General features: G+C 70.4%; 25 protein-coding genes and 7 pseudogenes. 17 read left to right on the forward strand and 15 right to left on the reverse strand.

Going from position 1 to position 21,252, the window contains the following annotated elements:
• Nucleotides 1–2: 2 nt before the first annotated feature.
• The 5 genes and pseudogenes from KAE78_RS18960 to KAE78_RS15080 all read left to right on the forward strand — a co-directional run bounded on the left by KAE78_RS18960 (nucleotide 3) and on the right by KAE78_RS15080 (nucleotide 2,399).
• Complete coding sequence (locus KAE78_RS18960; RefSeq protein WP_317451979.1) at nucleotides 3–395, forward strand: hypothetical protein; 393 nt, start codon at nucleotides 3–5, stop codon at nucleotides 393–395.
• Complete coding sequence (locus KAE78_RS18965) at nucleotides 296–718, forward strand: methyltransferase domain-containing protein (protein ID WP_317451973.1); 423 nt, start codon at nucleotides 296–298, stop codon at nucleotides 716–718. The genes KAE78_RS18960 and KAE78_RS18965 overlap by 100 nt, the downstream gene beginning before the upstream one ends.
• Nucleotides 711–800: pseudogene (locus KAE78_RS20015) on the forward strand (FAD-dependent monooxygenase); the annotation flags it as partial. The gene KAE78_RS18965 and the pseudogene KAE78_RS20015, both read left to right, overlap by 8 nt.
• A 62-nt stretch (nucleotides 801–862) precedes the next feature.
• Nucleotides 863–1,834, forward strand: a complete 972-nt coding sequence (locus KAE78_RS15075) for an FAD-dependent oxidoreductase (protein WP_262927905.1) — start codon at nucleotides 863–865, stop codon at nucleotides 1,832–1,834.
• 91 nt (nucleotides 1,835–1,925) lie between these two features.
• The gene (locus tag KAE78_RS15080) at nucleotides 1,926–2,399 is read left to right on the forward strand and encodes an SRPBCC family protein (RefSeq protein ID WP_223172734.1); all 474 of its coding nucleotides are present in this window, start codon (nucleotides 1,926–1,928) and stop codon (nucleotides 2,397–2,399) included.
• On the opposite strand, the pseudogene KAE78_RS20020 reads toward KAE78_RS15080, so the two are convergent.
• Nucleotides 2,400–3,376 (reverse strand): annotated as a pseudogene (locus KAE78_RS20020) (DNA topoisomerase IB).
• Between the two features lie 40 nt (nucleotides 3,377–3,416).
• On the reverse strand, nucleotides 3,417–3,755 hold the full coding sequence (locus tag KAE78_RS15090; protein WP_223172735.1) for a hypothetical protein: 339 nt from the start codon (nucleotides 3,753–3,755) through the stop codon (nucleotides 3,417–3,419).
• A gap of 200 nt (nucleotides 3,756–3,955) precedes the next feature.
• Here KAE78_RS15090 and KAE78_RS15095 point away from each other — a divergent pair, with 200 nt between their 5' ends.
• The 4 genes from KAE78_RS15095 to KAE78_RS15110 all read left to right on the forward strand — a co-directional run bounded on the left by KAE78_RS15095 (nucleotide 3,956) and on the right by KAE78_RS15110 (nucleotide 5,496).
• Complete coding sequence (locus KAE78_RS15095) at nucleotides 3,956–4,507, forward strand: type 1 glutamine amidotransferase domain-containing protein (protein WP_223172736.1); 552 nt, start codon at nucleotides 3,956–3,958, stop codon at nucleotides 4,505–4,507.
• Between the two features lie 100 nt (nucleotides 4,508–4,607).
• Nucleotides 4,608–4,934, forward strand: coding sequence for an ATP-dependent DNA ligase (locus KAE78_RS15100; RefSeq protein WP_223172813.1), 327 nt, complete (start codon nucleotides 4,608–4,610; stop codon nucleotides 4,932–4,934).
• Nucleotides 4,931–5,149: a hypothetical protein gene (locus tag KAE78_RS15105; protein ID WP_223172737.1), complete on the forward strand. Its 219-nt coding sequence runs from the start codon at nucleotides 4,931–4,933 to the stop codon at nucleotides 5,147–5,149. Before KAE78_RS15100 ends, KAE78_RS15105 begins: the two co-directional genes overlap by 4 nt.
• Nucleotides 5,150–5,181: 32 nt before the next feature.
• Nucleotides 5,182–5,496 carry a hypothetical protein gene (locus KAE78_RS15110; RefSeq protein WP_223172738.1) on the forward strand — a complete coding sequence of 105 codons (315 nt, stop codon included), beginning with the start codon at nucleotides 5,182–5,184 and terminating at the stop codon, nucleotides 5,494–5,496.
• Nucleotides 5,497–5,540: 44 nt separating this feature from the next.
• On the opposite strand, the gene KAE78_RS15115 is transcribed toward KAE78_RS15110, so the two are convergent.
• Both KAE78_RS15115 and KAE78_RS15120 read right to left on the reverse strand, forming a co-directional pair.
• Nucleotides 5,541–6,014, reverse strand: coding sequence for a hypothetical protein (locus tag KAE78_RS15115; RefSeq protein WP_223172739.1), 474 nt, complete (start codon nucleotides 6,012–6,014; stop codon nucleotides 5,541–5,543).
• A gap of 29 nt (nucleotides 6,015–6,043) precedes the next feature.
• The gene (locus tag KAE78_RS15120) at nucleotides 6,044–6,925 is read right to left on the reverse strand and encodes an SDR family oxidoreductase (protein WP_223172740.1); all 882 of its coding nucleotides are present in this window, start codon (nucleotides 6,923–6,925) and stop codon (nucleotides 6,044–6,046) included.
• A 100-nt stretch (nucleotides 6,926–7,025) separates the two neighbouring features.
• Between KAE78_RS15120 and KAE78_RS15125 the strand changes: the two genes are divergently transcribed.
• Nucleotides 7,026–7,445: a hypothetical protein gene (locus tag KAE78_RS15125; protein ID WP_223172741.1), complete on the forward strand. Its 420-nt coding sequence runs from the start codon at nucleotides 7,026–7,028 to the stop codon at nucleotides 7,443–7,445.
• On the opposite strand, the pseudogene KAE78_RS15130 reads toward KAE78_RS15125, so the two are convergent.
• From KAE78_RS15130 to KAE78_RS15140, 4 genes and pseudogenes are all read right to left on the reverse strand, one after another.
• Nucleotides 7,424–10,790 (reverse strand): annotated as a pseudogene (locus KAE78_RS15130) (error-prone DNA polymerase). The gene KAE78_RS15125 and the pseudogene KAE78_RS15130 sit on opposite strands and share 22 nt — an antisense overlap.
• Nucleotides 10,791–10,823: 33 nt before the next feature.
• A complete protein-coding gene (locus KAE78_RS15135) occupies nucleotides 10,824–12,152 on the reverse strand; it encodes a DNA polymerase Y family protein (protein ID WP_411156043.1) in 1,329 nt (442 codons plus the stop codon).
• Entirely contained in the window at nucleotides 12,044–12,343 is a 300-nt protein-coding gene (locus KAE78_RS18980) for a hypothetical protein (protein WP_317451961.1), read from the reverse strand. The genes KAE78_RS15135 and KAE78_RS18980 overlap by 109 nt, the downstream gene beginning before the upstream one ends.
• Nucleotides 12,340–13,089 carry a hypothetical protein gene (locus KAE78_RS15140; RefSeq protein WP_223172742.1) on the reverse strand — a complete coding sequence of 250 codons (750 nt, stop codon included), beginning with the start codon at nucleotides 13,087–13,089 and terminating at the stop codon, nucleotides 12,340–12,342. Before KAE78_RS15140 ends, KAE78_RS18980 begins: the two co-directional genes overlap by 4 nt.
• Nucleotides 13,090–13,222: 133 nt before the next feature.
• Between KAE78_RS15140 and KAE78_RS15145 the strand changes: the two genes are divergently transcribed.
• The 4 genes and pseudogenes from KAE78_RS15145 (at nucleotide 13,223) to KAE78_RS15160 (ending at nucleotide 14,549) form a co-directional block, all read left to right on the forward strand.
• Nucleotides 13,223–13,693, forward strand: a complete 471-nt coding sequence (locus KAE78_RS15145) for a prepilin peptidase (RefSeq protein WP_223172743.1) — start codon at nucleotides 13,223–13,225, stop codon at nucleotides 13,691–13,693.
• 25 nt (nucleotides 13,694–13,718) lie between these two features.
• On the forward strand, nucleotides 13,719–13,934 hold the full coding sequence (locus tag KAE78_RS15150; RefSeq protein WP_223172744.1) for a response regulator: 216 nt from the start codon (nucleotides 13,719–13,721) through the stop codon (nucleotides 13,932–13,934).
• Nucleotides 13,935–13,959: 25 nt separating this feature from the next.
• Nucleotides 13,960–14,106, forward strand: a pseudogene (locus KAE78_RS15155) (adenylate cyclase); the annotation flags it as partial.
• 110 nt (nucleotides 14,107–14,216) lie between these two features.
• The gene (locus tag KAE78_RS15160; protein ID WP_223172844.1) at nucleotides 14,217–14,549 is read left to right on the forward strand and encodes a hypothetical protein; all 333 of its coding nucleotides are present in this window, start codon (nucleotides 14,217–14,219) and stop codon (nucleotides 14,547–14,549) included.
• Between the two features lie 327 nt (nucleotides 14,550–14,876).
• On the opposite strand, the pseudogene KAE78_RS20025 reads toward KAE78_RS15160, so the two are convergent.
• From KAE78_RS20025 to KAE78_RS15180, 6 genes and pseudogenes are all read right to left on the reverse strand, one after another.
• Nucleotides 14,877–15,080: pseudogene (locus tag KAE78_RS20025) on the reverse strand (HipA domain-containing protein); the annotation flags it as partial.
• On the reverse strand, nucleotides 15,002–15,583 hold the full coding sequence (locus KAE78_RS18055; protein WP_262927906.1) for a HipA domain-containing protein: 582 nt from the start codon (nucleotides 15,581–15,583) through the stop codon (nucleotides 15,002–15,004). The gene KAE78_RS18055 and the pseudogene KAE78_RS20025, both read right to left, overlap by 79 nt.
• A 27-nt stretch (nucleotides 15,584–15,610) precedes the next feature.
• Nucleotides 15,611–15,772 (reverse strand): annotated as a pseudogene (locus KAE78_RS20030) (hypothetical protein); the annotation flags it as partial.
• A 63-nt stretch (nucleotides 15,773–15,835) separates the two neighbouring features.
• The gene (locus KAE78_RS15170) at nucleotides 15,836–16,057 is read right to left on the reverse strand and encodes a multiprotein-bridging factor 1 family protein (protein WP_223172745.1); all 222 of its coding nucleotides are present in this window, start codon (nucleotides 16,055–16,057) and stop codon (nucleotides 15,836–15,838) included.
• A gap of 189 nt (nucleotides 16,058–16,246) precedes the next feature.
• Nucleotides 16,247–17,644, reverse strand: coding sequence for a dihydrolipoyl dehydrogenase (gene lpdA, locus KAE78_RS15175; protein ID WP_223172747.1), 1,398 nt, complete (start codon nucleotides 17,642–17,644; stop codon nucleotides 16,247–16,249).
• Between the two features lie 10 nt (nucleotides 17,645–17,654).
• Complete coding sequence (locus KAE78_RS15180; RefSeq protein ID WP_223172748.1) at nucleotides 17,655–18,383, reverse strand: copper resistance protein CopC; 729 nt, start codon at nucleotides 18,381–18,383, stop codon at nucleotides 17,655–17,657.
• A 35-nt stretch (nucleotides 18,384–18,418) separates the two neighbouring features.
• Here KAE78_RS15180 and KAE78_RS15185 point away from each other — a divergent pair, with 35 nt between their 5' ends.
• The 3 genes from KAE78_RS15185 (at nucleotide 18,419) to KAE78_RS15195 (ending at nucleotide 20,255) form a co-directional block, all read left to right on the forward strand.
• Nucleotides 18,419–18,904 (forward strand): FHA domain-containing protein, encoded by a 486-nt coding sequence (locus tag KAE78_RS15185; RefSeq protein WP_411156039.1) that lies wholly within the window; start codon nucleotides 18,419–18,421, stop codon nucleotides 18,902–18,904.
• Complete coding sequence (locus KAE78_RS15190) at nucleotides 18,904–19,596, forward strand: MerR family transcriptional regulator (protein ID WP_223172749.1); 693 nt, start codon at nucleotides 18,904–18,906, stop codon at nucleotides 19,594–19,596. Before KAE78_RS15185 ends, KAE78_RS15190 begins: the two co-directional genes overlap by 1 nt.
• A gap of 113 nt (nucleotides 19,597–19,709) precedes the next feature.
• A complete protein-coding gene (locus tag KAE78_RS15195; RefSeq protein ID WP_223172750.1) occupies nucleotides 19,710–20,255 on the forward strand; it encodes a MerR family transcriptional regulator in 546 nt (181 codons plus the stop codon).
• A gap of 100 nt (nucleotides 20,256–20,355) precedes the next feature.
• On the opposite strand, the pseudogene KAE78_RS15200 reads toward KAE78_RS15195, so the two are convergent.
• Nucleotides 20,356–21,155, reverse strand: a pseudogene (locus tag KAE78_RS15200) (ParA family protein).
• Nucleotides 21,156–21,252: the final 97 nt, after the last annotated feature.

Consider the following 21,252-nt stretch of genomic DNA (forward strand, 5'->3'; position numbering starts at 1 on the left):
CGATGTTCCCGGACCTCTCCGTGCGCGACGTCCACGCGACCGAGCTCATGGACGATCCCGAGTGCGACCCGGTGCTCCTGGCGCGCACCTACGCTCGCTTCGCGCTCGTGAACGCGGTCGTCGGCGGATGGCGCGGCGTCTACCGCCGAGAGATCCTTCCGCGCGCGCGGCGCGGACCGCTCCGCGTGCTCGACATCGGCTGCGGCGGGGCCGATGTGTCGCGCGCGATCCTGCGGTGGGCGCGACGCGACCGCGCCCCGTCGAGGTCTCCGCGATCGATCCCGATCGCCGCGCGATCGCGTGGGCGCGAGAGCACGGGCGGATGCCGGGACTCACCCTGCGCGCCCTGCACAGCGCCGAGCTCGTGGACGCGGGGGAGCGGTTCGATCTGGTGATCTCCAACCACCTGCTCCATCACCTCCAGCCAGCCGAGCTGCACGGGCTCCTGCGCGACTCGCTGCACCTGCTCGCTTCCGGCGGTCTCGCCCTGCACCGGGACATCGCCCGCGGGCGCCTCGCCTACGTCGGCTTCGCCCTCGCGACCGCGCCCCTGCCGAGCACGCACCGGCGCCGCTCCTTCATCCGTGCCGACGGGCTCACCAGCATCCGTCGCTCGTACAGACGAGGCGAACTGACCGAGGTCGTCCCCGCGGGCTGGACGGTGCGATCGGCGTTTCCCGCACGCCTCGAGCTGCGCCGGGAGCGCACCGATGACTGATCACGAGGTCGCGATCGTGGGCGCGGGACCGGTCGGTCTCCTGCTGGCCTGCCTGCTCGCCCAGGAGCGCGTCGCGGTAGTGGTGTACGAGAAGCGCGCCGGTCCGCCCACCGGATCCCGCGCGATCGGGATCCTCCCCCGGGGGTGCGCGCACTGCGTGCCGCAGGAGTCGAGGATGCCGTTCGCGCCGAAGCGCTGTGCCTCTCCGAAGGCGTCGCCTGGTCTCGCGGCCGGATGCTCGCCTCTCTGCGACTGGACGATGCCGACGCCCCGGTGCTCACACTGCCGCAATGGCGGATCGAGGAGCTTCTCCGCGCCCGGCTCAGCGCCCTGGACCCTCGGGCCCTGCGGACCGGGACGGCGATCAGCGGCCTGCGCGAGAGCGACGCCGGAATCGTCATGCGGCGCACGTCGGGGGAGGAGACCGCAGAGTGCGCGGCGCGCATCGTCGTCGCCGCGGACGGGGTGCGCAGCGGCATCCGTTCCGCGCTCGACCTCGGCTGGCGGCAGTGCCGCGGGACCGCGCACTATGTGATGACCGACGCCGGCGAGGTCACCGATCTCGGGGCGCGTGCGCACCTCTTCTGCGCCGCGTCCGGGATCGTCGAGTCCTTTCCCCTGCCCGACCATCGCCGGCGGTGGGTGGCACGCGTGGGAACCCCGGACACCGCAGATCCCGAGACCCTCGCGGCGATCATCCGCGAACGCACCGGCATCGCCCTCACCGCAGCGCCTCAGGACTCTGCGAGCGCCTTCACCGCGCGGCAGCACCGGGCGGCGCGGTTCGCGAGGGGCCGTGTCGTGCTGCTCGGCGATGCGGCGCACGAACTCAGCCCCATCGGCGGACAGGGCATGAATCTCGGGTGGATCGGCGCTCTCCGACTGGCGCCGGAGATCCGCCGCGCGTTGCGCGACGATCGCGCGGACTTCCGTCGCTACGAGCGGAGGCAGCAGCGCTCCGCCGGCCGGGCGCGGCGACGGGCGCGGTTCAACATGGCGATGGGGCGCCCGGTGCGCGGCCCGGTGCGCGGTCTCCGCGATCTGGCCGCCAGAGTTCTCGGCACCCGACCGCTTCGCGGCATCGCGCTGCGCGCGTTCACCATGCGAGGACTCTGACGTCACCGAAGTCAACCCCCGTGACAGCGTGTGACGCACTCCGTAGAGTCGTCGGCCTGTGAAGACAGCAGAGACAGGACGAGTGATTGCCATGGCCACCGTGACCAGCGACATCGACATCGAGGCGCCCATCAGCAGCGTCTACAACCAGTGGACCCAGTTCGAGGACTTCCCCGCGTTCATGAATGGCGTCGACCACGTCGACCAGCGCACCGACGGCCTGCTGCACTGGCAGGTGTCGATCGGTGGCGTCGAGCGCGAGTTCGACGCTCGTATCACCGAGCAGCAGCCGGACGAGCGCATCGCCTGGCAGAGCACGAATGGTCCCGAGCAGTCCGGTGTCGTCACGTTCCACCGGCTCGACGACGATCGCACCCGTGTGCGTCTGCAGTTGGAGTGGAGCCCGGAGGGCTTCGTCGAGACGATCGGTTCGGCCCTTCAACTCGACGACGCGCAGATCGCCCGCGATCTGGGCGAGTTCAAGAGGTTGATCGAGTCCAACGAGTTCGAGACGGGTGCGTGGAGAGGCACCATAGAGCGCGCACCCGACGCGACAGGGCGCTGATCACTCCGCGTCGCGCAGCAGGCTGAGCAGCTCGCGCTCCACCGAGCGGCCGGATGAGATGTCGATCAGCCGTCCCTCCTCATACGCATCCAGAAGGCGCGGGTCGACGTAGCTCGACCGGGCGATCGCAGGAGTGTTGCCCAGGACGGTCGCCGCCTGGCGCATCGCTTCGGCGACCGCCCGCTGTCGTGCGCGCATCGCGTCCTGCGGCCCCGCGAGAGCGAGGCTCTCGGCCACCGCGGCCGTGCCGTGCAGGGTGCGGAAGTCCTTCGCCGTGAACTCCTCGCCGGCCCGTTCCCGCACATCGGCATTGATCTCCTCGGCGCGGAGCGGATGCCAGTCGCCCTCGTCATCGCGCCACGCGAGCAGGCGCGCCCTCCCGCCCCGCCGTTTGAGTCCTTCCACGAGCGCCGCGAGGTCCGGATCCGAGAGGCTCGACTCCCAGGCCTGGCCGCTCTTGCAGGGGAAGCGCAGCTCGACCTCCTCGTGGTCGTGGACGGTGGCGTGGGCCCGCGCAGCGTCGACAGGCCGGTGCTGCCGCGCTCGCGCGCGTACCGCTCGGAACCGACGCGGAGGCTCCCGGTGTCGAGCATCCGGAATGCTCCCGCCAGTACCCGTTCGCGGCCGAACCCGTTGCGACGCAGATCCCGCGTGACACTGCGACGGGCGGCGGGAAGCACAGCGGCGAGCTCCAGCATCCGGTCGTACTTCTCCCGCGCCATCCGCTCCCGCCAGGCGGGGTGGTAGACGTACTGGCGGCGGCCCGCGGCATCCGTTCCCACCGCCTGGATGTGCCCGTTCTCGAAGGGGCAGATCCATACGTCGCGCCACGCCGGAGGCAGGGCGAGGGCACGGATGCGTTCGGCGTCGTCGGCGGCGATCGGGTCGCCGCCGGCATCCGCGTAGGAGAACCCGCGGCCGCGACGGATGCGGCGGATTCCCGGATCCCCGATGCGACTGCGGCGAAGTCTTGGCATGGTGCAGACGGAGCACGTCGGGAGCGCGTCGGACGCCCGCTCAGCCGGCCTGACGCACTATCGCGACGCACAGGAGCATTCCCGCCAGCGCGACGACGGCGATCCCGAGAAGACAGATCGCCATGGTGCGGAGTCTCCGCGTGCCCGCGGGCACAGAGAAGCGCACGACCACGATCGTCGCGTAGAGGATCAGCACCACGGCGATCGTGATCACCGCCGCCACGACGGCGGGGCCTCCGGTGAGGACGATCAGCGCCAGAGGGATCAGGCACGCGAGCACGAACAGCGCGCCGATGATCACCCAGACGGTCCCCGACGCGGTACGCAGCGACGGCTGGTTGCGCATCAGCGTGGGATCGAGGTCGCGACGTTCGCTCATCAGCATCCTCCTTGGTCTGTGCTCCGAGACTGCTGCTCCGTGCGGCATCCGACCATCCCCTGGCGCGACGATCCGGGCGAGGCTATCCTGTCGCCGCTCACGGACCGGTTAGCACAGCCGACAGCGATTGGCCAGGCCCTTCCCCCGCTCGTCCTCCTGAGGAATCGTCGCCGTAGACCACCACGACCGAAAGGACGATCATGACGCATCATCTGAACGGTAAGCGGGTCGCCTTCCTCGCGACCGACGGCTACGAGGACAGCGAGCTGACCAGTCCCTGGGACGCCGTCACCGGCGCCGGGGCGACGGCGACCCTCGTCGCCCCCGAGACCGGCGAGACCACGGGTAAGAACGGCCACACGCAGTCCGTCGACAGGACCTCGAGCGATGTCTCCGCCGACGACTTCGACGCTCTCGTGCTCCCGGGAGGCGTCGTCAACGCCGACCATCTGCGCATGGACGAGTCCGCCGTCGCCTTCACCCGGGAGTTCTTCGTTCAGCACAAGCCGGTATCGGTCATCTGCCACGGCGCCTGGATCCTGATCGAGGCGGACGTCGTGGGCGGGCGCACGCTCACCAGCTATCCGAGCCTGAAGACCGACCTGCGCAATGCCGGCGCGGTCTGGGTCGACGAGGAGGTCGTCGTCGACCAAGGGCTCGTCTCCAGTCGCACGCCCGAGGACCTTCCCGCCTTCAACGCCAAGACGGTCGAGGAGATCGCCGAGGGCAGACACAGCGGACAGATCGCGTAGAGCTGGCCGCGGGCCGCGTGTCGTGACACGCTGACAGCGGGGCCCGCGGGCTTCCGATCGCCGCGGAACCGCGGCACCAGCATCGGACATAAGGAGCATGATGGGCAAGTTCATCTACGACGGCAGGGTGAAGGTCGACTTCGAGGACCGCCTGCTCGCTCACCTGCAGCTCGTGATCGGCACCAAACTGCGTCGCGGAGAGACGTTCTTCTTCGCATGGCGGGACGATGCGAGCGTCGGCGACGGTCGCACGAGCGTGTGGATGACACCGCAGTGCCCACTCGTCTTCAAGTACTACGGGAGCCGGCAGCCGAGTATCAACCTGGCCTGGGTGGACGCGCTCGCACACACAGCCAACTCACCGACAGGGCTCTACATCGTCCCCGAGCCGCCGGAGATCACCGATCAGCTGGGAGGAATCGCATGAAGCGCATAGACATCCACTACGGAGGCGACCAGTACAGCGTCGGCGGGCGAGATCTCGCCGAGCTGCAGGAGGAGATCACCGGCGGTGACACGCCGCGCTGGCTCAAGGTCAACGATGGCGAAGGTGCTCCCCGTACGGCCTACCTCCTCCTCGCGCCGGGCATACCGATCGCGGTCGTCCCGATCCCCGACGACCGTATCTCGGACGTGAGATAGGCGGGTGATGCCCGCGGCGGTATGCTCCGGAGGTGGGCATCATGTTCTATGGAAGTCCCGGCACTGCGATCGAGATCGAAGACCGGGCACTGGCGCATCTGAAGATCGTCATCTCCACCAAACTGCGGCGGGGTGAGAGCTTCACCGTGTCGTGGGTGCACCCGGACGACCATCCGGGTGGGCGGAGCACGATCTGGCTGCATCCGTCCATCCCGCTGCGCTTCGTGTTCGACGGGGCGGAGCAACCGGAGCTGTCTCGTCAGTGGATCGAAGAACTCGCCAGCTCCGCGCATTCCTCGGGCGGCATCAAGCTCATCTCCGAGCATTTCGAGAGCGCCGAGGACTGAGCGGGAATCGGATGCCGTGAGGCCGCCGACTCAGCCCTCCTGCTTCACCCAGGGGCGCGACTGGTCGTCGCCATCCGGGTCGTCGTAGCGGGGCCGGGCCGGCTGAGGAGGCTGGTCCGAGTACTCGCCCCTTGCCGGCCGCCGAAGGGTCGGCCATGGTCGGCGAACTCGTCCCGGGCGAAGACCAGTGTCCAAGGGCCCGCGGTGAAGTGGGCGCCCGTGCGCAGCGTCTCGGAGCGGTCGTCGGGATAGGTCGCGGCCGAGAGCGGATTCGCATTCATCTCGCCGGCGCCGTGCAGCGTCAGCACGTACTCGTCGCGCTCGTCGTGCCGGATCGTCGCGTGCAACGGGTCGCAGTCGCGCAGCGGCAGCTCGTTGTCGGCGGCCGAGCCCACCCTGACCTCCTCGGTGGTGATCTCATGGATGAAGCGCTCGTCATCGCGGGAGACGAGCAGGCGGGGGTGCCCCGCACCCCGTTCGGCATGGGTCGTCGTCGGCTCGGGGGTCTGCTCGGTCATGGCATGTCCTTTCTCGTGTCGCGGATCGGTCACAGGTGCCGGCCGCCGGTCACCGGAAGGATCGCGCCGGAGGTGTAGGAGGCGTCCTCCGAGGCCAGGTACACATAGGCGCCGGCGAGCTCCGCGGGCTGCCCGGCACGGCCCAGCGCGGTGTTCTCGCCGAAGACGGGGAGCTTGTCGGGCCATCCCGTCGCGGGGATCAGCGGCGTCCAGATGGGGCCGGGAGCCACGCCGTTCACACGGATGCCGTTCGCGCCCTGCTGGTCGGCCAACGCCTCCACGAAGGAGACGAGCGCCGCTTTGGTCATCGCGTAGTCCAGGAGATCCGGCGACGGGTCGAAGCCCTGGATCGAGGTCGTGACGATGAGGGATGACCCCGGCGGCATGTGGGGGAGCGCCTCGCGGGTGAGCCAGAAGGCCGCGTAGAGGTTGGTCTTCATGACGCGGTCGAACTCCTCCGTGGAGAAGCGGGCGTCCTCCGCGCGACTCTTCTGGTACGCGGCGTTGAGGACGAGCAGGTCGAGGCCGCCGAGCTGCTCGACGGTGTCGGCGATGATCCGAGCGCAGTGCCCCTCGTCGGTGATGTCGCCCGGGAGCAGCACCGCCGTGCGGTCGGCGCGGCGCACCCACTCGGCGGTGTCCTCCGCATCCGACCGCTCCTCGTCGAGGTAGCTGAGTGCGACATCCGCGCCCTCACGGGCATAGGCGATCGCGACGGCCCGCCCGATCCCGGAGTCCCCGCCGGTGATCAGGGCGCGGCGCCCCTGCAGCCGGCCGGATCCCGCGTAGGTCGACTCGCCATGATCGGGGCGCGGAGTCGTCTCGCTCGTGAGCCCGGGCTGTGTGCCGTCGGCGGGAGGGAAGCCCTCGCTGCGGTACTTGTCTCGGGGGTCGATCAGCGGTGTGTCCATCTTCGCGAGGCTAGGCCGGGCGCGGCGCGGGGTGGAGGGGGTTGACATGTCCTTCCGGGAATGCCATTGCCCGCGCCTGCCTCCCGCCTATGCTGGAGGCATGGATCGCACGCTCACGCTCGACTACCTCGCGGCGATCCCGGTCGGGCACCGGGTCGACGTCACCGAGTTCGCCGAGTCGTTCGCGATCGCCGATCTCGAGACCGGCATCCGCTACCTGCCCTCGGAGGACGTCGGCGCGGCGACGAGCACGGCCACCTGGCAGGGGAGTGTGCTCGCCTGCACGGTCGCCCCGGCACGGAGCATCCGCATACGACCCTCGTGCTCGGCCCGGTCGAGGGCGAGTCCGCCGCCGATGCGGCCGCCCGCGAACGCCGACCGGCCGCCGAGGAGGCGGAGGAGGCGCTCGGCGGAGCGGATGCGGCGTTCGCCGCGGCCAAGGCCGAGGCGATGCGCTGGAGCAGCACGCCCTCGAACCTGCCCCCGCCCAAGCCCTGATCATTGGAAGTCCCGTGAATGATGCGGGATGCCCGTACGGAGGTCTTCGAAGGCATCCGCCAGAACGTTCGTGACACCTTCGGGCGAGCGTTCGAGGATGCCCCGGACGATGAGCGCCGGCGACTCGCGGCCGTGCGCCGGTGCCGTTTCCAGACCCCGGCCGAGCAGATCACGTTCGCGAGGCCGCACTCGTCCTCCAGGTTGAGGAAGGTGATCCCGGATGCCGTGCCCGGCCGCTGCCGGTGGGTGACGAGCCCCGCGACCTCGATGCGGCGCCCGGTCTCGTGCGTGCGCAGCTGCGCGGAGGTGAGCACGCCGCGCTCGGTGAGCGACGGGCGGAAGTGCGCGAGCGGGTGGTCGTCACTGGAGACGCCCGTGGCCCACAGATCGGCGGTGAGCTGCTCGAAACTCGTCTGGTCGGGGAACAGGGGCGGCTGCACGGCGATGGTGGTGCCGGGCAGGTACCGGGCGCGGTCCTCGGCGGCGGCGCCCGCCAGCCAGATCGCCTCCCGTCGCTCGAGGCCCAGGCAGTCGAAGGCTCCCGCGGTGGCGAGGGACTCCAGCTGGGCGGCCGTGGCATCCGTCCGGCGCACGAGATCGTGCAGGTCGCGATAGGGGCCGTGGGCTTCGCGCTCGGCGACGATGCGCGTCGCCGTGTCTTCGCCGATCCCGCGCACCGCGGCCAGCCCGAGTCGCACCGCGAAGGCGCCGTCGCGGCGGTGGGCGGCCGTGGCATCCGGTCTCTGCGGATCGAACTCGCCCACAGAGGGCTGCTCCGCGGCCAGGCACGCGGGATCGCCGGTCGGGCCGCTCTCCTCTCCCGTCGCCTCCAAGCCCGGGTGCACCCCCGAGGCGTGCAGATCGGGCCTTCGCACCTCCACCCCGTGACGGCGGGCATCGGCGGTGAGGGTCGCCGCCGAGTAGAAGCCCATCGGCTGCGCTCGCAGGAGGGCGGCGAGGAACGCGGCGGGGTAGTGCAGCTTCAGCCAGGCGCTGACGTAGACCAACTGCGCGAAGGCGAGCGAGTGCGACTCGGCGAAGCCGAAGTTCGCGAAAGCCTCGATCTGCGCGTAGATGCGGTCCGAGGCCTCCTCGTCGAGACCCTTGCGGGCCATCCCCTCGTAGAGGGTCTTCTTTATGCTCTCGATCTTCTCCAAACCGCGCTTGGAGCCCATCGCCCGGCGCAGCAGATCGGCATCGTCGGCCGTGCAGTCGCCGAGGGTCGTCGCCATCTGGATCAGCTGCTCCTGGAAGACGGGGATGCCGAGCGTCCGTTTCAGGATCGGCTCCAGAAGCGGATGCGGGTAGGTCACCGGATTGTTCTCCGGGTCGGTCTTGCGCCGGACGAAGGGGTGCACGGCCCCGCCCTGGATGGGGCCGGGGCGGATGAGGGCGATCTGGATCGCCAGCTCATAGAACTCTCGCGGCTGGAGGCGGGGGAGCAACCCCATCTGGGCCCGCGACTCCACCTGGAAGACCCCGATGGAGTCGGCGCGGCAGAGCATGTCGTACACCGCCGGCTCCTCCCTCGGGATGGTCTCCAACAGCCAGCGCTCGCCGATCGTCTCTGCCGCCAGGTCGAAGCAGTACTGCAGGGCGGCGAGCATCCCGAGCCCCAGCAGGTCGAACTTCACCAGGCCCATCCAGGCCGCGTCGTCCTTGTCCCACTGGATGACGGTGCGATCCTTCATCCGGGCGTGCTCGATCGGCACGACCTCGCCGACGGGGCGCTCGGTCAGCACCATGCCGCCGGAGTGGATGCCCAGGTGCCGGGGCGCCTTGAGCAGCTCTGCCGTGTACTGGATCACCTGATCCGGGACGTCGTGGTCGCCCTGCGGCGCGATGTCACGGCTCCAGTCCTCGACGTGACGCGCCCAGGCGTCCTGTTGGCCCACCGCGTAGCCGAGCGCCCGCGCCATGTCACGCACGGCGTTGCGCGGTCGGTACTGGATGACGTTGGCCACCTGCGCCGCGCGGTCGCGCCCGTACTCCCGGTAGACCCACTGGATGATCTCCTCGCGCCGGCCCGAGTCGAAGTCGACGTCGATGTCGGGCTCCTCCTCGCGCGTCGTCGCCAGGAACCGTTCGAAGGGGAGACCGTACTTGATCGGATCGACCGCGGTGATGCCCAGCAGATAGCAGACGGCGCTCGCCGCGGCGGAGCCCCGCCCTTGGCAGAGGATGCCTCGACGTCTTGCCTCGGCGACGATCCCGTGCACGATGAGGAAGTAGCCGGGGAAGTCCTTCTCCTCGATCACGGCGAGCTCCCGCTCGATGCGCTCCCGCCCTCGGCGGTGAGGTCGGGATACGCGCCTGGCACCGCCTCCCAGACGAGGTGGCGCAGATGGCCCATGGGCGTGCGCCCTTCGGGGACCTTCTGCGTGGGGAGTGCGGGCTTGGCCCGGCGGAGGGGGAAGGCGGATGCCGCGGCGATCTCCAGCCCGTGCGAGATCGCGCCCGGGTAACGGGCGAACCGCGCCGTCATCTCGTCGCCCGAGCGGAGATGCGCGGCGCCATGGGCGGGGAGCCAGCCGTCGAGCTCGTCCATGCTGCGTCGCGCCCGGACAGCGGCGATCGCCTCGGCGAGCCGGGCGCGTTCGGGGACGGCGTAGTGGACGTTGCCCGTGGCGACGACCGGGAGCCGGTGGAGGGCGGCGAGCTCGGCCAGGGCGTCGTTGTCGCGAGTGTCGAGGGGGCCCGCGTGGTCGATCAGCTCGACGGCGACGTTCTCCCTCCCGAACAGGTCGATGAGCGTGCGCAGCGGAGTCGCGGCGTCGCCCCGGGCGAGTCCGCGGCGGACGGCGCCCTTGCGGCATCCGGTGAGGATCGTCCAGTGCCCCTCCGCGCTGGCGGCGAGATCGTCGAGATCGTAGACCGGACGCCCCTTCTCTCCGCCGCGCAGATGCGCGCGGGTGATCGCGCCCGAGAGGCGGTGGTATCCCTCCGTGCCCCGGGCGATGACGAGCAGGTGCTCGCCGGGCGGGTCGGGGCTGCCGCCCTGCGTGGTGTTCTGCGGAGGCAGCCCGAGCGACAGCTCGGAGCCGAAGACGGTCGCCACCTGGAGCTTCTCGGCGGCCTCCGCGAAGCGCGCGGCACCGTAGAAGCCGTCGTGATCGGTGATCGCGAGGGCGGTGAGTCCCAGGCGTTCCGCCTCGGCGAGCAGATCTTCGGGGAAGGAGGCGCCGTCGAGGAAGGAGTAGGAGGAGTGCGCGTGCAGCTCGGCGTAGGGCACGGCATCCGGAGGCCTCTCGATCTCGGGGGCGGGCTCGCGCTCGCGCTTGCGGCTGAGCGGACCCGGATCGCTGTGCTCCCCGCTCAGGAGCTGCTCCATCTGCCTCCACGGCAGGTCGGAGTTGTGCCATCCCATGCGCTCACCTCCTCATCGCTCTCGTCGCCCGCCTCAGCGGTAGACGCCCTCGGCCCACCATCGCCCGCCCTCGCACAGCACGACCCACGCCCGCTGCCGTTCGTCGAGCACCTGAAACCGGTGCGCGATACGTCCTTTCTCGGCGTCCCAGGCGCGGTCGCGCACGCCCCAGGGGCCCGCCCACGCCACCACGGGGGCGCCGTCGATGCGCGCGGGCGGAGCCGAGAGCGTGCCACGCCCATCGATCTCGACCGGGGCGTCGTCGGCAGCCTCCACCCGTACCGGTCGAGGCGGGGAGAACACTTCGTTCGGCAGAGGCGGCGGAAGCTGGCCGGGCCAAGGCCGCCCGGGATCGCGTTCGGGGAGCGCACGGTCTCCCCAAGGGGTGAGAAGCTGTCGGTCGGCCAGCAGCCTCCCGCCCGCGACGCTGCCGATGACCACCGCCCGATGCCCGAGCAGCGCCTGCACGCGCGAGACCCCGTGGTGCAGCCGCTCCTGCACGCCCTGGCCGAAGAGCCCCGGTTGATGGTGGGAGGCGTCATCGATCCGCGTGGGGGTGATGCGCACCTCGGTGATCCCCGCCGAGACACGGTTGTCGTCGGTCGGCGTGCCGTCGCCCTCCAGCTGCCACCGCACCCGGTCGACGAGGTCGGCGGCGTCGAAGCAGGCCGGATGCAGCCATTCGCGGGTGGACACGCCGCCGAGGTCGTCGGTGAGGTCGATGCGCACCTCGGTGCACACGGCGGATGCCGCAGCCACCGCCTCGATCACGGCGTCGGCCGTCTGCCGCACCGCGAAGCCGACCTGCTCGGCCTGGGCGAGCGGTACTTCGAACACGACCTCGCGGGCGAGCTCGGCATCGGGGGAGCGCGGCACGAAGGGGCGGGAGTCGGCGCCGGCGGCGAGGGCGTGCAGGCGCGCCCCGCGTTCGCCGAGGCGGTCACGCACATCGCTCTCCGCGAGCCGGGCGAACTGCGCCATCGTGTGCACCCCGAGGCGGGTCAGCAGCGAGGCGACCGCGTCGTCGTCCAGGAACCGCACGGGAAGGGGAGCGAGGAAGGCGGCCGAGCCGCCGGGTGCGACGACGAGGCAGGGGTCTGCCCGGCGCGCCGCCTGCTCGGCGGTGAAGAGCCCGTCGGCGATGCCGGCCCGGGCCTCGGGGTGGCCGTGCGCGGCAAGCACCGAGAGGAGCGTTCGAGCCGCCTGCTCTTCGCCTTCGTAGTAGCGGGCGGCGCCCCGGGCGCGCAGCGCCGTCAGCCCCGGCCGCAGCAGCTGCACGCCCGGGACCTGCTCTTCGAGCACCCGCAGGACGGGGAGGAAGGCCCGCTCGTCACGCTGCGGATCGGCGGGGAGGAACCGCAGCGCCGGGCACAGCGACTGCGCCTGCCTGCGGCGTTGCCCGCGCCGCACCCCTGTGCGCGTGCGGCGGCGGAGCAGGCGATCACGGTGTTGTCGTGGACGACCGCGACCGCCTCCTTCGCGCCCTCCGCTCCGAAGGCGGCGAACACGGGCCAGTCCGGCACCCAGAGGACCATGCTGCGCAGCGGGGTCATCCAGCAGCCCTCCGCAGGCGATCGCCCGGCTCGGCTCCTGCGGACCTCTCCTCCCGGCGCAGATCCGGTCGCAGCGGGATCGGCGCGGGAACACGCACCGCGGGTGCGACCGTGCCCGCAGGCCCCGGCAGTCGCACCCGCACCCGCTGAGGGGCCGCGTGTCGTCTGCTGCTCGCCGAGACCGTCACCGTGCGCCCCTCGAGCAGACCCCAGCCGTCGTGCAGCCCGTGCCACTCGGGCTCCTCCAGCCGCAGCGTCGCCTCGCTCTGCGGCCAGGGTGCGGTCACCAGCAGGGTGCAGCCGCGGTCGCGCAGGCGGGCGCTCAGCCGCGCGGCATCCGGCTCCCGCAGGGGCGTCTGGGGACGCACGGCGACGAGCGGCGTGACCTCGCTCAGCGCCGAGGCGACCGTGAGCCAGCGCGGGCCGGGGGCGGGCACGAGGATGAGGCGCCGGAGATCGACCCCGAACCCCGCCATGGCCTCGAGACCGATCGTGGGCATGCCGATGACCGCGCACCAGGTGCCCTTCTGCGAGGGCGGGGCGAGCAGGGCACCCAGCAGGCTCGGGGAGGGCTCGATCGAGTAGGCGGAGCCGACGCGCAACCCGCCATCGGGGAGGAGATCCGCGAGCGCGGGATCGAGCGGCAGCAGCGGCACTTCGGCTCGGCGGCGCTGCATGCGACTGATCTCGCCGCGCAGGCGATGCAGCTCCTGCAGGCGAGAGGCCTCGATCACCGATGTTCCCATGTCACCATTCTCGAAAGTATCTACGAACAAATCAAGTGGATGACTAGAGGGTAATTCGTACATCCGACATCGCGCCCGACAGGTTGTCCACAGGCGTCCGCCGCGGATGTCCGCAGGCCCCTAGCCTTCCCTCATGGCCCTTCACAGCGCTCTCGTGCTCGCCGCGCACCTCGCGCTGCTCTGCGTGGGCGCCCGGCTTCTGGTCATCGACGCGCGCACGCACCGGCTGCCCAACCGCATCGTGCTGCCGACCCTCGCCGGCGTCCTCCTCCTCGTCGCGCTCGAGGCCCTGCTCCTTCTCGATGCGACCCGCCTTCTCCGCTCCCTCGCGGGCATGCTCCTGCTCGGCGGCTTCTTCCTCGCGCTGCGGCTGCTCAGCCGGGGCGGCATGGGCGGCGGCGACGTCAAGCTCGCCGCGGTGCTCGGGGCGGTGCTGGGCTGGCACGGCTGGACGGCGCTGGCGCTGGGGGCGGCATCCGCCTTCCTCCTCGCCTCGCTCTACGCGCTCGTGCTCATGCTCCTGCGCCGGGCGACGGGCAAGACGCGCATCGCCTTCGGCCCGTGGATGATCGTCGGCGCGGTGCTGGCAATCGCCGCCTCCTGAGACCGAGGCGGCTATGGTGGTGGGCATGGCACTCGCACGTCTCCGCGGCGGTCCTCTGGACGGCCAGATCCTCCCTCTCGACGACACCGAGCAGGAGGAGTTGATCGTGCCCTACGGCACGACCCAGGTCATCTACCAGCGCAGCGGCGAACCGACAGGCACCGGTCAGGGCGACGGTCCGACCGAAGTGCAGTTCTGGTTCGCCGACGCCAGCGACGACATCGTCCCCAGTGACGACTGAGCCGGAGCCGACGCGCGCGCTCGAGGTGGAGCGCAAGTACGACGCGGATGCCGGCACGCCCCTGCCTGACTGGGGCGATGTTCCCGGCGTGGCCCGGGTCGGCTCCGCCGAGGACCGCGAACTGGACGCCCGCTACTTCGACACCGCCGACCTCGCGCTCTCCCGCGCCGGGGTGGCGCTGCGCCGTCGCACCGGAGGGCCCGACGCCGGCTGGCACATCAAGGGCCCCGCCAGGGCGATGCCCGTCTCGAGATCGCCTGGCCGCTGGACGAGGACGAGCGGATGCCGCAGGCCGTCCTCGACGCCGTCGCCGACTGGGCCGCGCCCCCGTTCACCCCGCTCGCCCGCATCGAGAACTCCCGCCGCGCCTACGACCTGTACGACGCCGACGGGGGAGTCGTCGCCGAGTTCGTCGACGACACGGTCCGCACGACCGACCTCCGCGGGGGCGCGCAGCGCGCCTGGCGAGAATGGGAGGTCGAGCTCGGGCCGGCGGCGCCGACGGATGCCGCGGGCCGTGCGGCCCTGTTCGCCGCCGTCGAGCGGGCGGTCTTCGCCGCGGGCGGGCGCGTGGCGGCATCCGACTCGAAGCTCGCGCGGGCGCTCGGCGCCTGAGCCGCGACGCTCAACGACCCGCGAGCGCGACCGCCGGCGGCAGAGAGCGCGTCCATGCGCGATCGCCGCGGAGCAGGTTCTCGGAACGTTCCTGAAGGAGCGACGCGACTCGCACTGAACCTGCGGCGTCTGTCGGATGCCGGGCGACAGCCGCGGTGATGCCGCGCAACGTGCTCTCGACGACCTCGCTCGCCCGAGAGAGGGCAATTCCCCAGGATGCCCCTCGGCGACGAGATCGGCCATCGTGATCTCGCCCGGGAGGGACCGTCCGTTGATGCGCATCGCCAGCGGCGAGGGCTCCGCGTCGAAGAGCACCTGCGGGACGACGTCGTAGGCGTCGGCGAGACGGGTCCGTCCGGACCGTGCGTGGAAGGCGTCAGCGAGGTCGGGGAGCAGGAAGGAGAAGTTCTTCGCGTGCGCATCGGTGTTGCCGGCAGCGAGGTTGAGCACGGTCAGGGCGAGCAGTCGCTCCCGCTCGCTCGATGCCGCGGTGAGCGCCGAGTGGGGCAGGAGCCGGGCGATGCTGCGCAAGTGCGCACGGGCATCGACGCTCTCGTACTTGTCGTTCCCGCCCAGGGCAGGCCGAGCGCCTGCGCGGCGTCCTCCTGATGGAGGCGTCGGAGACCGGATCCCTCGCGTATGCGGTCGTAGCGCTCCACGACGAGCACGAGTCGCTCACCGGCCGGCTCGACCCGGGCATCGTGCGCAGAGAGATCGAGCGCACGCGCGATGTCGTTGAGGTACGCCTCGGCGCTCACCCTCTCCGCATACTCGACAGGAACGGGCTTCAGCAGGTGCGTGCTGGGCGTGCTTCCCCGCCCGATCGACCAGCGTTCGGCCTGCGGGTCCCAGGTCAGGGCGACCTTCGGTTGTATCCCGGTCGCCGACGAGCCTCCTCCGCCGACGCTCGTGCCTCGGATGTAGCCGGCGGCGCCTTCCAGGATGCGATCGTACTCGTCCTCTTCGATCACGATCGGATCGAGGGCCGGCCGGGGTTCGCCGATGGTCACGGCACCGCCGACATCCGCGCCCACTTCCGAGAGGAGGCCGAAGAGATCGTTCGACGCGACCCGTGTCTCGCGGGCGAGTCTCTCGAGGCCCGCCCCTTCGGGGAGGAGGCCGCCGAAGAACGGCTGCGGGTCGAGCGCAGGGGCCCGAAGGGGAGCGAATGCGACAGCACGGGGGCGTTCAGTGGAGCGAGTCGGCTCCAGTCCAGCACCCAACGGAAGCGGCCGCCGGGCTCGATTTCGCCGACCTCCGTGCCCGACAGGCGGACGATGAGTGCATCAGGCATCGTCGACGCTCGCGGTGAGTCGGATGCCGAGCACGGCGAGCACCGAGAAATAGCGCTCGTTGATCTGCTTGCCCTTGCCCGATTCGAGTTCGGAGAGCCAGCGCTGGGTGACGCCGATGCGCTCGGCCAGCTCGCGTTGCGAGAGCCCATGCGCCTCGCGGGTGTGGCGGACGAGGCGCCCTAGATCAGCGGGGGAGTCGATGAGAGCCTGCATGCACGCCTCCTGATAACGAATCCGTAATCATGTCACCCTGACTACCTTACCGTAATCATGAGTATGTGACTACTGAATCGTAATCGGGAACTCAGTGTGAGGTTTCGACGCGCTCGCGCTCCGCGCGGGCTTGCTCAACCCTGACACGCAGAGGGCTCAACGCGCTTGCGCGCATTGAGCCCTCTCGTGTCAGAAGTTGATCATGTGGCCGGCGAGGCCGTGGAAGCCCTCCTGCAGCGCCTCCGACAGCGTCGGGTGCGTGTGCACGTTGCGGGCCAGCTCGAGCGCGGTGAGGTCCCACTTCTGCGCGAGCGTGAGCTCGGGGAGGAGCTCGGAGACGTCCGGGCCGATCATGTGGGCGCCGAGGAGCTCGAGGTGCTCGGTGTCGGCGATGAGCTTGACGAAGCCGACGGGCTCGCCGAGGCCGTGCGCCTTGCCGTTGGCCATGAACGGGAAGGTGACGACCTTGATGTCGTGCCCCTCGTCCTTGGCCTGCTGCTCGGTCAGGCCGAAGGAGGCCACCTGCGGCGAGCAGAAGGTCGCCCGCGGCATCATGCGGTAGTCGCCGAGCGTCATGGTCTCGTGATCGCCGATCGTCTCGGCAGCCACGACCGCCTGCGCCTCGGCCACGTGGGCCAGCTGCAGCTTGGCGGTCACGTCGCCGATCGCGTAGATGCCCTCGACGTTGGTGCGCATGTGGTCGTCGATGTCGATCGCGCCGCGCTCGGTGAGCTTCACGCCGGTCTTCTCCAGCCCGAAGCCCTCGACGTTCGGCGCGAAGCCGACCGACATGAGCACCTTGCCGGCGTCGATGGAGGCCTGCTGGCCGTCCTTGCCGGTGTAGGTGACGGTGACCGAGGAGCCGTTGTCGACGATCGTCTCGACCTTGGTGGAGGTGAGGATGTCGACGCCGTAGTTCTTGTACTGCTTCGTGATCTCCTTGGATACGTCCGGGTCCTCGTTCGGCAGGGCGCGGTCGAGGAACTCGATGATCGTGACCTTCACGCCGTAGTTGGTCAGGACGTAGGCGAACTCCATGCCGATGGCGCCGGCGCCGACGATGACGATCGACTCGGGCAGCTCGCGGCTGAGGATCTGCTCCTCATAGGTGACGATGTTCTCGCTGAGCTCGACGCCCGGGAGCAGGCGCACCTTTGAACCGGTGGCGATGATCACGTTGTCGAAGGTGACCTCTTCGGTCGTCCCGTCGGACTTCGCGACCGAGATGGCCTTGGGCCCGGTGAAGGTGCCGCGCCCCTCGTACTCGGTGACCTTGTTCTTCTTCATCAGGAAGTGGATGCCCTTGACACGCCCGTCGGCCACGTCGCGCGAGCGGTCGAACGCCTTGCCGTAGTCGAGCGAGAACTCTCCCGAGATGCCGAAGAAGTCGGCCTTGTGGGTGAGCGTGTGGGCGATCTCGGCGTTCTTCAGCAGCGCCTTCGAGGGGATGCACCCCACGTTCAGGCACACACCGCCCCAGTACTTCTCTTCGACGATGGCGGTGGAGAGACCGAGCTGTGCACTGCGGACGGCGGCGACATATCCGCCAGGGCCCGCGCCGAGAATGACGACGTCGTAGTGTGGCATGTCTTCCAGCCTAGCGCGCAGCGGAGTCGTCGGAAGCGGCGGAGTCCGCGCCGCCGCCGGGGCGACGCGATCGCGCCCGCAGCATGACGAACGCCAGACCGGCGACGAACAGGACGCCCACGATGACCGCGGCGATGACGCCCGGGCTCATGAAGGCGTCGGATGCCGTGGAGTCGGGCTGCTCGCCGGCATCCGAGGGCTCCGCAGAGGGCTCTTCGGAGGGCTCCTCGGACGGCTCCTCCTCGGGTTCCGGTGCCTCGACGACCGTGCTCGTGAGCACCTCGAAGGTGAAGTCGCCGGCGATCGGGTGGCCGTCGCTGGAAACCACGCGCCATTCGACGCGGTACGCGCCGGCGGGCGCCTCCGCCGCCAGCGGCACCGTAACGGTCGCTCCGTCGACGACGGGCTCGCCCGCGCCGGCCTCCGCGCCCTCGGGGTCGGTGACCTCGACGACCGTCGCCCCTCCCCGTCGATCAGGGCCGCACTGTAGGTGAGGACGAGCTCGGCGGGCAGGGTCTCGACCGAAGAGCCGTCGGCGGGATCGCTGGCCACGAGCGAATCGTGGGCGGATGCGGCCGACGGCGCGGCCAGGACGGCGGCAGCCGCCAGGAGGAGGGCCGCACCGGCGGCCAGGGCAGGGGAGACGCGAGGGAGGGAGCGGGTGAGCATGCCTCCACCCTATGCAATCGCGCGGTGCACGGCCTCGGCGCAGATCGGCTCTCCCCACCGGGCCACGCATCCGTTAGTCTGGACGTCCAAGAAGGAGGGCCGAAAGTGACACAGGGCGACGAGCGACCGGCCGGTGGTGAAGCGATCCACCGTGACGGTGAGATCGGCCACGATGAGACGCAGACCTTCGGGCACGATTCCGATCTGTCGTTCGTGCCGTTCGGCACCGAGCTCAGCGACGTCGAGCAGTCCGCGATCGCGGCGCTGCCCTCGGGGTCGGCGCTCCTGCTGGTCCGTTCCGGCGCCCTCGCCGGCGCCCGTTACCTCCTCGACCGCGATGTGACCACCGTCGGGCGTCATCCCGAGGCCGACATCTTCTTCGACGACGTCACCGTCTCGCGCCGTCACGCCGAGATCACCCGCACCGGCGCCGCTTTCGAGATCGTCGATCAGCGCTCGCTCAACGGCACCTATGTCAACGGAGAGCGGGTGGATCGCAGCGCCCTCTCCACCGGCTATGAGCTGCGCATCGGAAAGTTCCGGCTCCACTTCTTCGCCTCTCCTGCCGACCGCCAGGCGGCGGGTGAGTGATGGTGTCCGCTTCAGCCCGTGAGCGCTCCGCGCCCACGGGGCTGCTCAGCATCGGCCAGGTGCTCGCGCGCCTGTCGCCCGAGTTCCCCGTCCTGACCTCCAGCAAGCTGCGCTTCCTGGAGTCGAAGGGGATCGTCACGCCCTCGCGCACCGAGTCGGGTTACCGCAAGTTCTCCGCCGCCGACGTGGAGCGGCTGCGCCTGGCCCTCACGCTGCAGCGCGATCACTACCTGCCGCTGGATGTGATCCGGGCGCATCTGGACGACATCGACGCCGGACGCGACACGGCATCCGTTCCGCTCGCCCCGCCGCCGTCGATCACGCCGGCCTCCCGGCGCTATCGGCGCGAGGATCTGCTCGCCGCCGCGGGAGCCGCGCCGCAGCTCCTCAACGACGCGATCAGCACCGGTGTCATCACCCCGGCCGACAGCTATCCGGAGTCGACCGTGGCGCTGCTGCGCGGGCTCGTGGCGCTCGACCGGCACGGCATCGAGCCGCGGCACCTGCGTACGCTGCGTCAGAGCGCGGAGCGCGAAGTCGCCCTCATCGAGTCGGCGCTCTCCGCACTTCTGCGCCGCACCGACGCCATCTCGCGCGAGAAGGCCGGCGAGCTCGCCCCTGAGCTGGCCGCCCAGATCGACGAGGTGCGGGCCGTCTTCGTGAAAGAGGCGCTCGGTCGAATGCTGTCTTGACGACGTTCGGTAACGAAGAGATTGCGACACACCCTCGCAGAGGGTCGGATGTCGTTGCCGGAGGGGGAGCGCTGCTCTACCGTGGAAGTACTGGTTCTGAGGAGGGGAAGACGATGGATGCGAACACTCCGTCCGATGGGGCATCTTTCGTGACGGAACTCCTCTTCACCGATGGATTGCCCGCGATGGACGACGAGGTCGGCTACCGCGGGGCGGTCGCGGCGCGGGCCGCCGGCATCACCTATCGGCAGCTCGACTACTGGGCGCGCACCGAGCTGGTCGAGCCCACCGTGCGCGGGGCAAAGGGCTCCGGCTCGCAGCGGCTGTACGGCTTCCGTGACATCCTCGTCCTCAAGCTCGTCAAAGAGCTCCTGAACACCGGCATCTCACTGCAGCAGATCCGCACCGCGGTCGGAGAGCTCCGTGCCGCCGGCATCCGGGATCTCAGCGGAACCACGCTCATGAGCGACGGCTCCTCGGTCTACCTCTGCACCTCGAACGACGAGGTCATCGACCTGCTCAGCCGCGGTCAGGGCGTCTTCGGGATCGCCGTGGGCAAGGTGCTGCGCGAGGTCGAGTCCACGCTCGTCGAGTTCGATGCGACGGTGCCCGACCCCGTCGACGAGCTCGCGGCGCGCCGCGCACGCCGCAGCGCCTGATCGCGGCATCCGGGATCCATCCGGATCTGCGTCGGATCCCGAACGCTTCACCCTGTCCGAAGGACGCTCGCGCGTCCGCCTCCTGAATCGGGAGCCCGGCCTACTGCTCGGGAACCGGGACGCGGCCGGTGCGCACGACGCGGTCGAGCAGCTCGTCGAAGTCGGACGCCAGCTCCTGCGCCGACTCACCCGGCCACACGTGCAGGGGCTTCGCGGCGCCCTGCGCCTGCTGCAGTGAGGTGCGCTCGGGCAGCTGCGGGGAGAGCACGAGCGGACCGAACATGTCGCGCAGCTCCTTGATGCGGAACTGGTGCTCGATCGACTGGGGGCGGACCCGGTTGACGATGATGCCCAGCGGCTGGAGCCGAGGCGAGAGGCCGCGGCGGATCTCCTCGATGGCGCGGAGGGCGCGGTCGGCGGCGGCAACGGAGAACAGGCCGGGCTCGGTCACCACGACCACACGGTCGCTCGCGGCCCACGCGGTGCGCGTGAGGGCGTTGAGGGAGGGGGCGCAGTCGATGAGGACGAGGTCGTAGTCGGCCTCGACGGAGGCCAGGGCCTCCTCGAGCTTCCACACGTCGCGCACGCTCGGATGCGGGCCGTCGAAGTTGATCGCGGAGGGGCTGCCGATGAGCACGTCGATCGTGCCGGGGTGCACCTTCGTCCAGCCGGAGGCGGTGATCGCCTGGCGGACGGTCTTCTCCTTCGGGTTCTCCAGGACGTCGGCGATGTTGAGCCTGCCGGCGACCTGGATGTCCATGCCGGTGGAGACGTCCGACTGCGGGTCGATGTCGACCACGAGAGTGCGGATGCCGCGGGCGAAGGCGGCGGAGGCGAGACCGAGGGTGACCGTGGTCTTTCCTACACCCCCTTGAGGGAGCTGACGCTGAGTACGTGCACGGAGACCACGTTACCGTCCCTTAGGCTGTGAGAAACGTCAACCTGCCGCGCGTGCGCGCAGTTATCCCCGTTGCACCGTCCCTACGAAGAGGTGTGC

This window comes from Microbacterium sp. NIBRBAC000506063 (genome assembly GCF_017968845.1).
Lineage (GTDB): Bacteria > Actinomycetota > Actinomycetes > Actinomycetales > Microbacteriaceae > Microbacterium.

Bases quoted from the DNA above. Each gene is read 5' to 3' on its own strand.
- KAE78_RS18960 (WP_317451979.1), top strand. From the start codon at position 3: ATGTTCCCGGACCTCTCCGTGCGCGACGTCCACGCGACCGAGCTCATG.
- KAE78_RS15080 (WP_223172734.1), top strand. From the start codon at position 1,926: ATGGCCACCGTGACCAGCGACATCGACATCGAGGCGCCCATCAGCAGC.
- KAE78_RS15090 (WP_223172735.1), bottom strand. From the start codon at position 3,755: ATGAGCGAACGTCGCGACCTCGATCCCACGCTGATGCGCAACCAGCCG.
- KAE78_RS15095 (WP_223172736.1), top strand. From the start codon at position 3,956: ATGACGCATCATCTGAACGGTAAGCGGGTCGCCTTCCTCGCGACCGAC.
- KAE78_RS15100 (WP_223172813.1), top strand. From the start codon at position 4,608: ATGGGCAAGTTCATCTACGACGGCAGGGTGAAGGTCGACTTCGAGGAC.
- KAE78_RS15105 (WP_223172737.1), top strand. From the start codon at position 4,931: ATGAAGCGCATAGACATCCACTACGGAGGCGACCAGTACAGCGTCGGC.
- KAE78_RS15115 (WP_223172739.1), bottom strand. From the start codon at position 6,014: ATGACCGAGCAGACCCCCGAGCCGACGACGACCCATGCCGAACGGGGT.
- KAE78_RS15120 (WP_223172740.1), bottom strand. From the start codon at position 6,925: ATGGACACACCGCTGATCGACCCCCGAGACAAGTACCGCAGCGAGGGC.
- KAE78_RS15125 (WP_223172741.1), top strand. From the start codon at position 7,026: ATGGATCGCACGCTCACGCTCGACTACCTCGCGGCGATCCCGGTCGGG.
- KAE78_RS18980 (WP_317451961.1), bottom strand. From the start codon at position 12,343: ATGACCCCGCTGCGCAGCATGGTCCTCTGGGTGCCGGACTGGCCCGTG.
- KAE78_RS15140 (WP_223172742.1), bottom strand. From the start codon at position 13,089: ATGGGAACATCGGTGATCGAGGCCTCTCGCCTGCAGGAGCTGCATCGC.
- KAE78_RS15145 (WP_223172743.1), top strand. From the start codon at position 13,223: ATGGCCCTTCACAGCGCTCTCGTGCTCGCCGCGCACCTCGCGCTGCTC.
- KAE78_RS15150 (WP_223172744.1), top strand. From the start codon at position 13,719: ATGGCACTCGCACGTCTCCGCGGCGGTCCTCTGGACGGCCAGATCCTC.
- KAE78_RS15160 (WP_223172844.1), top strand. From the start codon at position 14,217: ATGCCGCAGGCCGTCCTCGACGCCGTCGCCGACTGGGCCGCGCCCCCG.
- KAE78_RS15170 (WP_223172745.1), bottom strand. From the start codon at position 16,057: ATGCAGGCTCTCATCGACTCCCCCGCTGATCTAGGGCGCCTCGTCCGC.
- lpdA (WP_223172747.1), bottom strand. From the start codon at position 17,644: ATGCCACACTACGACGTCGTCATTCTCGGCGCGGGCCCTGGCGGATAT.
- KAE78_RS15180 (WP_223172748.1), bottom strand. From the start codon at position 18,383: ATGCGTGGCCCGGTGGGGAGAGCCGATCTGCGCCGAGGCCGTGCACCG.
- KAE78_RS15190 (WP_223172749.1), top strand. From the start codon at position 18,904: ATGGTGTCCGCTTCAGCCCGTGAGCGCTCCGCGCCCACGGGGCTGCTC.
- KAE78_RS15195 (WP_223172750.1), top strand. From the start codon at position 19,710: ATGGATGCGAACACTCCGTCCGATGGGGCATCTTTCGTGACGGAACTC.